The sequence below is a fragment of the Frankia sp. R82 genome, from assembly GCF_023716925.1.
In the GTDB taxonomy this organism is placed as follows: domain Bacteria; phylum Actinomycetota; class Actinomycetes; order Frankiales; family Frankiaceae; genus Frankia.
This window is the reverse complement of the sequence record NZ_JAMQQG010000215.1, coordinates 1-12,630: the sequence shown is the minus strand read 5'-3', so window position 1 is coordinate 12,630 and position 12,630 is coordinate 1. Positions and strand designations below refer to the sequence as shown.

Here is a 12,630-nt window from a genome sequence, read left to right as displayed (position 1 = left end):
TCGCCGTCGATGGTCGAGGAGTTCTGTGACCAGGTTTGTCGAGAGCACCATCACGTTCCCGTACAAGCGATCGCTGGGGCCCGTGACGGGTGCGTTCATGACCGCGCTCGCGGACAAGCGCATTCTGGGCGTCCGCAACGGTACGGATGTGCTGGTGCCGCCGATGGAGTGGGATCCCGCCACCGGCGCCGAGCTGGCCGCGGATCTGGTGGAGGTCGGGCCGGCGGGCACCGTCGAGTCGTGGACCTGGGTACCGGAGCCGACCGAGCAGCATCCGCTCGACCGGCCGTTCGCGTTCGCGTTCATCCGCCTTGACGGCGCCGCCAACCCGCTGCTGCATGCGCTGGACGCCGGATCGCCCGCAGCGGTGTCCGCGGGGATGCGCGTGGCGCCGCGCTGGCGGGAGGAGCGCATCGGCCACATCACCGACATCGCGTGCTTCGTGCCCGGTGTGCGGTCCGAGGTCGACGGCACCGATGTCGGCGGGCCGGGGCAGCCGGTCGAGCTGATGGACTACACGGCCGCGATCACCTACAGCACGCCGGTGCTGGCGATGGCCGACCACGCCCTGGCGGCGACCCGGGAGCACCGGTTGATCGGCCTGCGCTGCCCGACCTGCGACCGGGTGTACGTGGGAGGTGACCGGCCGTACTGCCCGGTCGACGCCCTCGAGCTCGGTGCGGACGCGGAGGTCGAGCTGCCGAACGCGGGAACCATCACCAACTTCATCGTGGTCGAACCGGTGCAGTATCCGGGGCAGACCGTCACCGAGCAGTTCGCGCGGGTGTTCGTCCTGCTCGACGGCACCGATGTGGTGCTCACCTACCAGCCCGTGATCGATCTGCCAGTCGGCGACATCCACGTGGGCGTCCGGGTCTCGGCCGTGTGGGCGCCCAGGGACACACCGGTCGACACGTTCAGTGGCATCGGCCGTCCGATGGGCAGCCTGCTCGGGTGGACCCCGAGTGGTGAGTCGGACGTCCACGACCCCGACCTCGTGAATCGGATCTACTGATGACCACAGGGCTGACGACCACAACGGCGAGGACGAGCACGGACATCGCCGTCATCGGATGGGCGCAGGCCGCGATCTCGCGGCGGACCGACCAGACCGAGACCCAGATGCTCATGACCTCCATCACCGACGCGTTGACGCCGTTGGGCCTGACCCGGTCCGATGTCGACTTCACCTGCCTGGGGTCGTGCGACTACATCACCGGGCAGGCGTTCTCGTTCGTCGCGAACCTCGACGCGATCGGCGCCTGGCCGCCCAAGCGCGACTCGCACGTCGAGATGGACGGCGCCTGGGCGCTCTACGAGGCGTGGCTGCGCCTGCACGAGGGTGACATCGAGATCGCGGTCGTGACCGGCTCGGGTCGCACGTCCACCGGCGACCCGTCGCTGATCTACCCGATGGAGATGGATCCCTACGTCCTGGCGCCGCTGGGGGCCGACCTGGTCACCTTCGCCGCGTTGCAGGCCCGGGCGGTGATCTCCGCGGGTCTGGCTGACGAGAAGGCCATGGCCGAGGTGGCGGTGCGCAGCCGGGGCAAGGGCAGCGTCGAGGAGCTGCTGGCCGGCGAGTACGTCCGCGAGCCGTTGCGCCGCCATGACCTGCCGCCCATCACCGACGGTGCGGTGGCCATGGTGCTGGCGACCGGGGAGCGGGCCCGCCAGCTCGTCGAGCGTCCCGCCTACATCACCGGTTTCGACCACCGGACCGAATGCCACAACCCGGCGTTTCGCCGCCTCGACGACTCTCCGTCCACCCGGATCGCGGCCCGGGAGGCCGGGCTCGGTACGGGTGCCCCGATCGAGGTCGCCGAACTGCAGGCCTCGTTCACGCACGAGGAGCTGCTGCTGCGCCACGTGCTGGAGCTGGGCGACGAGGTGGCGGTCAACCCGTCGGGCGGCGCCCTGCGGGCCAACCCGATCATGGCCACGGGGCTCGCCCGCATCGGCTATGCGGCCGACCACGTCTTCGCCGGCGGTACCCGGGCGCTGGCTCACGCGACGAGCGGGCCGTGTCTGCAACAAAACCTGATCTGTGTGCTGGAGGGCCGGTCATGATTCCCTGCGCGGTGGTCGGCGTCGGCCAGACCCATCACAGGTCGAAGCGGCGCGACGTGTCGTTCGGCGGCCTGGTGCGCGAGGCGGTGTTCCGCGCCCTCGACGACGCCCGGATGACGATGGCCGACATCGACGCGGTCGTCCTCGGCAAGGCGCCGGACCTGTTCGAGGGGGTGATGAAGCCGGAGCTGTACCTGTCCGACGCGCTCGGCGCGGTGGGCAAGCCGATGTTCCGGGTGCACACCGCCGGCTCCGTGGGCGGCACGACCGGACTGGTCGCGGCCTCACACGTGCGGGCCGGCAAGCACCGCACCGTGCTCGCGGTGGCCTTCGAGAAGCAGTCCGAGGGCAACGCCCAGTTCGCCCTGGGCAGTGGGCGGGGTGCGTCGCTGGGGGCCGGCGGCTCCTTCGCCCCCTTCGTCCGCGCGTACATCCACCGCAGCGGGGCGCCCGAGCACATCGGCTGGACGGTGGCGGTCAAGGACCGGCTCAACGCGCTGAAGAACCCCTACGCGCACCTGAAGATCGCCGACATCTCGATCGACAAGGTCCGCGACTCGCCGATGATGTGGGACCCGATCCGCTACCTGGAGTCCTGCCCGTCCTCCGACGGGGCCTGCGCGGTCGTCATCACCGACGAGGAGGGTGGCCGGGCCGCCGCGGCCGACGGCCGCCCGCCGGCGTGGATCCTCGGCATGTCCTCGCGCAGCGAGGCCGGTGGCTTCCCCGGGCGTGACCCGGTGCGCCCGCAGGCCTGCCTGCAGTGCGCGCAGGACGTGTACCAGGAGGCCGGCATCACGAATCCGCGCGAGCAGATCGACACCGCCGAGCTCTACGTCCCGTTCTCCTGGCACGAGCCGCTGTGGCTGGAGGCCCACCACCTCGCCGACGAGGGAGCGGGCTGGCAGCTGGTCGACAAGGGCCAGACCGAGCTCGGCGGGTCGTTCCCGATCAACCCCTCCGGCGGGGTGCTTTCGACCAACCCGATCGGCGCCTCGGGCCTGCTGCGGTTCGCCGAGGCGGCCAACCAGGTGCGAGGCGCTGCCGGTGAGCATCAGGTCGACGGCGCCAGGGTCGCGCTGGGAATGGCCTACGGCGCGCAGAGCCAGTACTTCTCCATGTGGATCGTCGCCAACAACCTCCAGCCCTTCGGCTAGGAAGGTTGCCAGCCCCGAAAGGTGCAGCCATGAATGCCAGCGCGATTCCGGCTCCGATCCTGGAACTCACCCCGCGGGTGCACGCCGCCGTTCTCGCCGGAGTGGGGGATCGCGCCCCGACGACGATGCGCATCCCGAACGCGAACTACACCGATCCGCAGATCGCGGCGGCGGAGCTGCGCACGACGTTCTCCGCGCCGCTGCTGGTGACGCCGAGCGGGGCAGTCCGCGAACCGGGCAGCTTTCTCACGCTCGACCTGATGGGCACGCCGGTGATCGTCTCCCGAGGTGGCGACGGGCGGGTCCGCGTGCTGGTCAACGCCTGCCGACACCGGGGCGCGACGGTTGCCGAGGGATCGGGCTGTACCCGCCGCTTCACCTGCCCCTACCACGGCTGGTCCTATGACAGCGACGGCTCCCTCGTCGGGATACCCGACCGGCGCAAGGGGTTCGACAACCTCGACCCCGCCGCCCGCGGGCTCGTCGAACTCCCGAGCGAGGAACGCAACGGTTTCGTCTGGGCCGTCCGTGATCCGCACGGGGTGATCCACGTGCACCGGCAGCTCGGACCGCTGGATGCCGAGCTCGCGCGCTGGGACTACGAGCACCACGACGTCGTAGCGACGATGGAGATGAAGGTCGAGGCGAACTGGAAATGCGCCCTGGAGGCGTTCCAGGAGACGTACCACTTCCCGTATGTCCATGCCCAGTCACTCGTCGGCCATGGCACCGTCGCCAACATCGTGACGTTCGACCAGTTCGGCCGCCATCACCGGCTGGGAGTGCCGCTGAAGATGCTCGGTGCGGAACCGGAACCGCTTCCCGGTGAGAATCTGACCTGCATCTACTACATCCACCCGTGCTCGGTGATCGCCACGTCGCCGCTCGGCGGCGAGCTGCTGCAGTTCTATCCCGGACCGAGCCCGGCGAGCAGCACCATCCGCCACACCGTCCTGTCCCGGTTCCCGCTGGCCGACGACGAGGTGGCTGCCTTCTTCAAGGATTACACCCCGCAGATTCAGGCCGTCGTCCGGGACGAGGACGCGGTCGTCCTGGAACGCTCCGGGAAGGGCATCGTCGCGGGCTACTCCGATGTCGTGCTCGGCCGCAACGAGATCGGCTGTCAGGCCGCGCACCGCCAGATCCTCGCCGACCTCGCCGACGCCCACCCGTCGGAAAAGGAGACGGCGGCCCAGCGCACCCTCACCTCCACTACGAGCGGCTGAGCGTCGTGGTGCCCGTCGCCGGCTGTCGGGAGCCGGCGGACACCGTGCGTCATGACCACCAGGGGGCTTATGAGCGACGCCGGAGATCTGACGGTCAACTTCGCGGACATTTTCGAGTTCGTCGCCGACGCCGTGCCCGAGCAGCTCTTCCTCGTGGCCGGGGACGTGCGGCTGACCTACGCCGAGCTGGACGCGCGGGCCGACCGGGCCGCGCGTCTGCTGCGCGGGGCCGGGGCCGGGCCGGGCGACCACGTCGGCCTGTACGCGATGAACCGGGCGGAATGGGTCGAGGCCATGATCGCCTGCCTGAAGCTGCGGGCGGTCCCGGTCAACGTCAACTTCCGCTACGTCGCCGCGGAGCTGCGTCACCTGCTCGACGACGCCGACCTGGTCAGCGTCGTCGTCGAACGGCGTTACCTGCCCACCCTGACCGACGTGCTGCCGGACGTCTCCAGCGTGCGCTCCGTCGTGCTCGAGGACGGGGCTCCCGCGGGTGAGGGGGGTGAGGGAGGCGGGGCCACCGCCACCGGGACCGGCCTGGCCGGGTACACGCTGCTCGCGTACGAGCGGGAGCCCGCCGACACCGCACCGGTGCGCATCCCGCGCTCGGGGGACGACCAGTTCATCATCTACACCGGCGGCACGACCGGGATGCCCGAGGGCGTGATCTGGCGCGGCGAGGACATGTTCTTCGCCGGCTGTCGCCGCCCACTGCCGGACGGGTCGATCCCGGAGCCGCTCGAGGAGTTCCTGACCCGGCACGTGGCCGCGCCGCCCACCCGCAGCTTCGTGCTCGGGCCGCTGATGCACGGCACCGCCGCGATGGCCATCCTCACCGCCTTCACGGCCGCGGGCACGGTGGTGCTGTGGACCGGCCGCCGCTTCGACGCCACCCTGATCCTGACGATCGCCGCCGCCGAGCAGGTCAACCCCATCGCCATGGTCGGCGACGCGATGGCGGCCCCGGTCCTGGACGCCTACGATCGCGGCCACGACTGCTACGACCTGTCCGCGCTGACCGTACTGGTCAACAGCGGCACCCCGTTGTCGGAGCCGACGCGCGACCGGATCGGTGAGCTGCTGCCCGGTGTGCGGATCTTCAACGTCTTCGGTGGTTCGGAGACGGCCCACACCGGCACCGAGACCGGCGGGTCCCGTCGGTCGCGCACGTTCCGCCTCGCCGAGGACGCCGCGGTTCTCGACGACACCGACCTGCGTCCGGTCGTCCCCGGGTCCGGCGCCATCGGGCGCATCGCCCGGCGCGGCCGGATCCCACTCGGCTACTACAACGACCCGGTCAAGACGGCGGCCACGTTCCGCACCGACGCCGACGGCGTGCGTTGGGTCCTGCCGGGCGACCTGGCCACCATCGCGGCGGACGGCACGGCCGTGCTGCTGGGCCGGGCGAACTCGGTCGTCAACACCGGCGGGGAGAAGGTCTTCCCCGAGGAGGTCGAGAACGCGCTCACCGACCACAGCGCCGTCGCGGACGCCGTGGTCGTCGGGGCACCCGACCCGCGCTACGGTGAGCGGGTCGTCGCCCTCGTGGCCGGCTACAAGGTGCCGAGGGAGATCCACATCGTCGACACGCTCACCCGGACCCCGACCGGCAAGGTCGACCTGCGCTGGGCCAAGCAGTCCGCGCAGCAGCTGTCCGCCGAGCCGGCCGAGTAGCGACGAGACCGCGGAGAAGCGCCATGGACGAAGACGCCGTGGCCGAAGCTGGTTCCGTAGGTTCGGGGTCGGGCGGCCCTGTCTGCTGGCTCGCCGGTGAAGAGGCAGACACGTCGTTCACTGGGCTCCCACGTGACCTGCGAGAATGAGCTCATCGGAGAGGGTGACCGGTGGTGGGGTAATGGTTCGACTCCCCCCTCGGACACAGACACTACGCACACCGATGATCTCGGTGCGGCCTCGGCCGTGATCATCTCGGTTTCATGATCATAGGTCAGCTTCAGGCCAAGCTCACGGTAGATCTCCGCCTTGTCCGCCGGGTCGGCCTCGCGTAGGACCTTCAGCAGCCCGCCAAGTCCGTCGATCAGGCTCTTGATCTGGGGGCGGGTGAGTCGTGGTCGGGCTGGGGTGCGGCGGCCTTGGCGTTCGAGGGCGGCTATGGCAGCGGCCCGTTCGGCTTGGACCTCGGCGATCCAGCCCGTGACGATGACCGGGTCGGCCCCGGCTTCGAGCGCCGCCCGGTGGCGGGTGAGCTTCCGGTCGCAGGCGGCGACCGCCTGGCGCAACGGGTCCGCGGCGGGGGTGTCGTCGGGCTGGGCCTGTTCCAGTGCGGCGAGGGTGGCCTCGACCCGGTCGGGGTCGAAAGCGGAGGCGAGCCAGTCGTCGAGTGCGGGGACCACGCTGTCCTCGCGGACGTAGACGGTCAGGGGATGGTCGATGTGGTTGGCCAGGGCGTACTCCTGCGGGTACCGGCAGCGGTAGTGGGCATGGCCGTGGTTCCAGTTGCCCTGCATCCGCCGGCCGCACTGTTCGTGGAACAGCAGGCTGCGCAGCGCGTAGGGATGGCGGGTGTCGGGACTGCCGATGCGCTCGGCTGCCGGGCCACGGTGCTTGATCCGCTGCTGGGCGGAGAGGAACGTCGCTTCGCTGATGATCGCCGGATGGGCGGGACGGTCGGACCAGACCCACTGGTCCCGCTGGTTCCAGGCAAGCTTGGTCTCGTGGCCGAGGGCGACGTCGTCGACGTCGAGCAGGACTTCTTCCTTGCGCTGCTTGTTCCACACCTGCCGGCCGGTGTACCGCGGGTTGTCCAGGATCGCGCGCACAGCGCTCTTGGACCATCCGATGCCTTCGCGGTGGGAGTTCCGCGGCCGGTCGTGGCCGGAGGGTGAGAGGATGCCCTCGCCGGTCAGTGTCTGGGCGATCAGGAAGATTCCCATACCGTTGAGATACAACCGGAAGATCCGTTCGACGACGGGTGCCGTGACCGGGTCCTTCTCCAGAACGTGCAGACGCTTCCCGTCGGCGGCCTTGGCCGGGTTGGGGTGGGGCCCGGCATCGGCGAGCCGGTAGCCATAGGGTGGCCGGCCGCCGAGGAAGCGGCCTTCGACTTTGGCCTGGGACTTCATCGCCGACCGGACCCGAACCTTGATCCGGTTCCGTTCGGCCTTCGACATGCCCCCGAACACGGACATGATCATGTCGTGGGCTTCGGAGGTCGGGTCGATACATCCGCCGACTTCCGGCACCCACAGGTCGACCTTGTAATGGTCGAGGACGGGCATGGTCAGGCCGAACTGATTGCCGTAAAACGCCCGATGGGGCTCACCAATCACCACCGCTTCGAAACCACGGTCAGCATCCGGGAGTGCCTGTAGCAGCAGCGCGGCCTGGGGGCGTCGCTTCCAGGGCAGGGAACGAGACTTACCGACGTCAAAATATTCGGTTGTGATCTGTCCGTGTCCCTCGATCAGAGCGCGGGCTCGGGCGAGTTGCCAGTTACGGGACGCTTCCGGGTCCTGCTGGTCCTCGGTCGATACCCGACCATAGAAGGCAAACCGGATCATGGGCGCCGTCCTTTGAGGTAGTTGCGCGCAAACTGATCAGGATGACGTATCACGGGGCTGCCCGCTGCTCGCTTCGTTACCGGCGGCGGAGCGGTAAGCCTGCGTTGTATACAGGATACGCAACAGAAGCCGCGCGACATCTGGCGTGATCACAGGCATGGTGTCCGGTGAGATCACCCGAAGCGGCCCCCCGCCAGCTGGCGCACCGTCCGCGTCCGACGAGGAACCCTCGATGGGCCCCTCGCCCTTCTCTCCCTCGGCTCGAGTCCGGTCTACCGCGGATCTCGGCATGCTGGAAACCGACGACACTGCGGCAGGCGGTAGTGGGGCCTCTGACGTTGGCATAACGGGCAGCTTCGACAACCGAGACATCGCCCCAGCCCTCACCGAAGCCATCGCAGCCGTCATCAGGAACATCCGAGCATCGCCCACCACCGCCCGCGTGGCCATCAATAACGCGGGCACATGTGCATAGCGACGACCAGGTCCGTTGCGGCGAATTCCCTCTCCACCAAGTTCGCCGAAAATCTCGGCAAGATCAGGCGGTTCGCATACGGGCGACGCGATCGGGTGGTAACGCGGGCGCTGTCAGCTGATCGCCGTGTTGATCAGGCGAGGCCTGGCGGTCTTGCAGATCGGGGTGCACCGGGCCTCCCTCCTGCTCCAACTACCCACCACGATCTCAGTCGGCAAGTGGCGGCATGATCTCACACCTAATGGCCTTCGCAGTCGGGGAATATTATTACGGCCGGCCGATGCTACAGCGACACGACTGGGAACGACGTTAGAAAAAGCTCAGAACTCGACTACTAACGAATCGGCAGGTAAACGGGTAGGGCTATCTGGCGTCACGCGAAAATTTTCTCCATCAAGGCTGTCTACTGAAATATCTGCGCCGTGCGTGGCGACGGCGAATCGACTTGCTCCCGGAATCATGGCCGCGATCACGGGAACGGATTGGGCCAGCGCGTAGGCTGGACGGCTGATCCAGCTATCAAGACTAAGCCGCTCTCCATTATCCTCAGCAGTCGAGATTCGTCCGGGCGACGAGGAGGGGGTCGTGAGGATGCCCAGACATCCACGATGGCCGGGGCACACTTTCCTCGGCCGTTTGGAGGAGGCGGTTGCGGCCGAGGCGGTTGGGCTGGGCAGCCCGCGCCGGTTCGATTCCGCGGAGCACCTGCTTCAGGAAGGCGAGACCAGCGACCATGTGCTGTTGGTCCTTGGTGGCATGGTGAAGGTGCTCGGTGGGTCCAGCTCGGGGGACGTCCTCCTCGCGCTTCGGGTGGCCGGGGACGTCATCGGCGAGTTGGCCGGGCTGGGTAACACCGTTCGGATCGCCACGGTGGTCGCCTGCCACGTGGTGGTCACCCGACGGATATCCATCACTGCCTGGGAGGCCTTCTTGCAGCGCAATCCGCCCGCGCGCACGGCGTTGGCCGGGGTTCTCGCTGACCGGCTCGCCACCGCGACGCGACGTCAGGTTGAGCTGAGCGGTGACCGGCCTGCCGTGCGAGTGGTTCGGATTCTGGCCGAACTGACCAGCGCCTACGGTCGCCCGGACGGCCGTGGGCTTCGAATCGACGTGGCGCTCACTCAGGCAGAGCTAGCCGGGGCAGCTGGCTGCAGTGAGGCGCTGCTGCGCGAGATTCTCAAGGAGCTGCGCGAGGCGTCCGTTCTGGCGACGGGCTATCGCCGCTACGTCATCCTAGACCCGGCCGAGCTGACGCGCCGGGCTGCACCGGTCGGGTGAAGTGCTGTCCATTGATGTGACCGCCGCCATGCATCCAGGAGCCGCGATCCGCGACTTCTGGCGGGTTTGGCCGCGGCCTCGGCTAAATCATGGACTCACCCTTCGTCAGGAGTGAGTCATGCGTGAACCTGCCGTGCCAGCCCGTTCCGTCGATGCCTGGAAGACCCGCTGATGTCGCCCCCCGGTGCACCGGCCACTGACCGAGCCGTGGCCGAATACGCGCGGGAGCTTCTCGAAGCTGCGCGGGAGGAGCGAGCTCTCGCCGACAGCAAAGCCTCTCTGCTGCTGGCAACGATCGGGGTTGCCATCAGTGTGGGGACTGGTGCCGTGCTGGCGGGCTCATGGACGCCAACACGGCTCACGCCTGCGGGCGCGGCGCTCTGGTGGCTCGGGGCCGCCGCGCTGACCTGCGGGGTTGCTCTACTGGCAGCGGCGGTCTATCCGCGGTTGGGGCCAGGTCCCTCCGAGCCGTGGGACACCACCGTCGTGAACTTCTTGGAAGTCAACCGGCAGCCGAGCCTCACCGACCTGCAGGACTCACTACGCCGATCCGCCGAGGGCGACTTCGCTGGCCGCAGCCGTCAGCTCCGGATGATGTCTCAGCTGGCCGAACGTAAGTATGTGCTGATCCGGGTCGCATTGTGGGCGCTGCTGGCGTCGGTCGTCCTCGAGCTCGCGGCCTGGCTGACCAGAGGGCTCTGACCGAGCGGACGGTCGACCCGCCGGACGCCTTCGGTGTGATTCACGGCACGCCGAGACGATCCACGGCTGGGCAGTGCACGGATGCTGGCAGCCTGAGGCTGCTCGGAGTATATCTGAACAATGAGAGGGTGGAATGAGCGCGAATTTGCGGGGGAAATATGGCGCACCAGTTCCCGGCGAGCCACGGAAACTACCACCGTACACAGCGTTGCTCGTGGTCGACCTCGAAGACTTCAGCGGTAGGCGCGGCGTCTATCACCAGTCCGTCACAGCGTCAATTCCGGCTATTCTGGACGCCGCACTTCGGCGTGCCGGGATTGATGGATCAGTCGGCCGATCCCGGTTCGACCATTCGACCGGAGATGGCTGGGTGCGCGGCTACAAGCCGGCCGTCGCGCCACTGCTTGTAAATCCTTTTCTTCGCGCGCTGGAGGAGGAACTCGCCGAACGCGACCGGCAGGCATCACCGGGCCATGTCCCTACACACAACCTGCGGATGCGGGTGAGCCTACATGTAGGCCCGGTGGAAGATTCAGGGCAGAACCTCCCTGAGGACGGTAGCGGCGACGCACGCGTCGCCGTGCACCGGCTGGTGGACAGCGAACCGGCACGACGGATTCTTGACCGGTCTGATCCGGCCGCAACCCACGTTGTCGCGGTCGTGTCGGCACGGGCCTATGAAGATACGGTTGTTTCCGGATATGCGGCGCTGCCCGAGAGCCTGTTCCACCGCATGGACATCACGGTCAAGTCATACCAATCTGTTGCATATATTCATGTACCTCGATCGTCCGGGCAATTGCTGACCGAGGGCTTCCCTGTACCGGGTGTAGCCTCGGCCGGCGACCCCGTGGATCTCCCCGGCAGCTCCGAAAACCGCGACGCCTCCACTTTTCGCAGCATTCGTATCGGAGGGGTGGGCAGCGTCGGCAGCGGGTCCAACGTGGTTGGTGGTGACCACGTAGGGCCAATGGTCGCGAACTCGCGTGATTTCGGCGGGCGCCGCGATCGGCCACGACGCTCCGGCCAGCCTCCCCGGGGCCAGAGCCGATGACAAAGCGGGGCTCCGACCGCAGTGCGAACCGCTTCGAGGACGAACCGAACGAGATGGATGGATATTCCGACGACCCGACGGGGAACAAGCGCAAATCTCTCCGGGTTGCCGGCGTCAAAAACGTGGGTGATCACTCAAACGTGGCCGGGGGAAATAACATTGGACCCATGGCCAGGGAGATCGGCGTATACAACCAGTATTTGGTAACCGAGGCTAGTTTTGATGCCGTTACCCGGAGTCTGTTGCCTGGCCGACACCAGGCGCGTTGGCGCGACCCCCGTTGGCTTGGCCCACGTTTCGTGTCTCCGGGTGGCTTTCCCTCGGCGGTGGAGATCCTCACCCGGAACCACTTCGTTCTGTTGACCGGCTCCGCCGGGAGTGGACGGTCATCGGCCGCACTCATGATCCTTGACGCCGCTAGCACCGCAGCGGCGAGCACCGGGGCAGCCGCTGCGGAGAGTGGGCGCAGCAGCGAGCAGGCAGGGACACCGGTCGACATAACGGTAGGCCGGATCCGGGATCTGCCGGGTCCGGGGCACTCCGGATTCACGGTTCACAGCTGGCCGCTGGTTGATGGCATCGCGCGGGGAGAATGCCTCCGGCTAGATCTCACTCTGGCTCAAAACCTCACCCGTGACAACGTCGAGAGACTAGTTGATCTTATGCACGCCGTGCGGGAAAATGAGGCGTGGCTCGCTGTCACGGCATCGGAGCAGATAGACCGGTCGCTTACGGCGGAGATCAGAGCTCTTCGCGCCACGATGACTCGGCCGGACCCTCTCTGTCAGAGTCGAGTGAGACACCCTCGCGGGTGTGAGCTGGCTATGGAGGGCGTGATCGGAGATCCTGATGTTCGTGGAGTCTGAGTCGCAGGAGGATCCCGGCGGGTCGCCGGCGTCGCGTGATCCGGCGCCGCGTCCGTCGCGGCGGGTGTTCACCGCGGAGTACAAGCTGCGGATCGTCGCGGAGTATGAGAACGCCCCGCACGGCGAGAAAGGCGCGGTCCTGCGGCGGGAGGGATTGTTCTCCTCGCATGTGGTGGAGTGGACCCGGGCGCGTGACGCGGGAGCTCTGGGAAGAGCAGGCTCTCCGGCGGGTGCTCCGGAGAGAAAGCCGGGGAAGTCGGCGGAGCAGGTCGAGCTGGAGA

Annotated in this window: 8 protein-coding genes and 2 pseudogenes; 9 read left to right on the top strand and 1 reads right to left on the bottom strand. The window is 68.0% G+C overall.

Features of this window, described 5'->3' with window-relative positions; genetic code table 11:
- The first annotated feature begins 25 nt into the window (after positions 1-25).
- From ND747_RS18200 to ND747_RS18180, 5 genes and pseudogenes are all read left to right on the top strand, one after another.
- Positions 26-1,015: an OB-fold domain-containing protein gene (locus ND747_RS18200; protein WP_251734831.1), complete on the top strand. Its 990-nt coding sequence runs from the start codon at positions 26-28 to the stop codon at positions 1,013-1,015.
- Positions 1,015-2,070, top strand: coding sequence for a lipid-transfer protein (locus ND747_RS18195; RefSeq protein WP_251734829.1), 1,056 nt, complete (start codon positions 1,015-1,017; stop codon positions 2,068-2,070). Before ND747_RS18200 ends, ND747_RS18195 begins: the two co-directional genes overlap by 1 nt.
- Positions 2,067-3,227: a thiolase domain-containing protein gene (locus ND747_RS18190; RefSeq protein ID WP_251734827.1), complete on the top strand. Its 1,161-nt coding sequence runs from the start codon at positions 2,067-2,069 to the stop codon at positions 3,225-3,227. The genes ND747_RS18195 and ND747_RS18190 overlap by 4 nt, the downstream gene beginning before the upstream one ends.
- A gap of 29 nt (positions 3,228-3,256) precedes the next feature.
- The gene (locus ND747_RS18185) at positions 3,257-4,453 is read left to right on the top strand and encodes a Rieske 2Fe-2S domain-containing protein (protein ID WP_251734826.1); all 1,197 of its coding nucleotides are present in this window, start codon (positions 3,257-3,259) and stop codon (positions 4,451-4,453) included.
- Between the two features lie 51 nt (positions 4,454-4,504).
- Positions 4,505-5,989 (top strand): annotated as a pseudogene (locus ND747_RS18180) (AMP-binding protein); the annotation flags it as partial.
- Between the two features lie 17 nt (positions 5,990-6,006).
- Here ND747_RS18180 and ND747_RS18175 read toward each other — a convergent pair.
- Positions 6,007-7,974: a recombinase family protein gene (locus ND747_RS18175; protein WP_251734824.1), complete on the bottom strand. Its 1,968-nt coding sequence runs from the start codon at positions 7,972-7,974 to the stop codon at positions 6,007-6,009.
- A gap of 1,066 nt (positions 7,975-9,040) precedes the next feature.
- Here ND747_RS18175 and ND747_RS18170 point away from each other — a divergent pair.
- The 4 genes and pseudogenes from ND747_RS18170 to ND747_RS18155 all read left to right on the top strand — a co-directional run.
- Positions 9,041-9,727, top strand: coding sequence for a Crp/Fnr family transcriptional regulator (locus tag ND747_RS18170; RefSeq protein ID WP_251734889.1), 687 nt, complete (start codon positions 9,041-9,043; stop codon positions 9,725-9,727).
- A gap of 207 nt (positions 9,728-9,934) precedes the next feature.
- Positions 9,935-10,429, top strand: coding sequence for a Pycsar system effector family protein (locus ND747_RS18165; RefSeq protein WP_251734823.1), 495 nt, complete (start codon positions 9,935-9,937; stop codon positions 10,427-10,429).
- A 214-nt stretch (positions 10,430-10,643) separates the two neighbouring features.
- A complete protein-coding gene (locus tag ND747_RS18160; protein ID WP_251734822.1) occupies positions 10,644-11,483 on the top strand; it encodes a hypothetical protein in 840 nt (279 codons plus the stop codon).
- Between the two features lie 924 nt (positions 11,484-12,407).
- Positions 12,408-12,630, top strand: a pseudogene (locus ND747_RS18155) (transposase); the annotation flags it as partial.

Bases quoted from the DNA above. Each gene is read 5' to 3' on its own strand.
- ND747_RS18170 (WP_251734889.1), top strand. From the start codon at position 9,041: ATGCCCAGACATCCACGATGGCCGGGGCACACTTTCCTCGGCCGTTTG.
- ND747_RS18190 (WP_251734827.1), top strand. From the start codon at position 2,067: ATGATTCCCTGCGCGGTGGTCGGCGTCGGCCAGACCCATCACAGGTCG.
- ND747_RS18195 (WP_251734829.1), top strand. From the start codon at position 1,015: ATGACCACAGGGCTGACGACCACAACGGCGAGGACGAGCACGGACATC.
- ND747_RS18185 (WP_251734826.1), top strand. From the start codon at position 3,257: ATGAATGCCAGCGCGATTCCGGCTCCGATCCTGGAACTCACCCCGCGG.
- ND747_RS18175 (WP_251734824.1), bottom strand. From the start codon at position 7,974: ATGATCCGGTTTGCCTTCTATGGTCGGGTATCGACCGAGGACCAGCAG.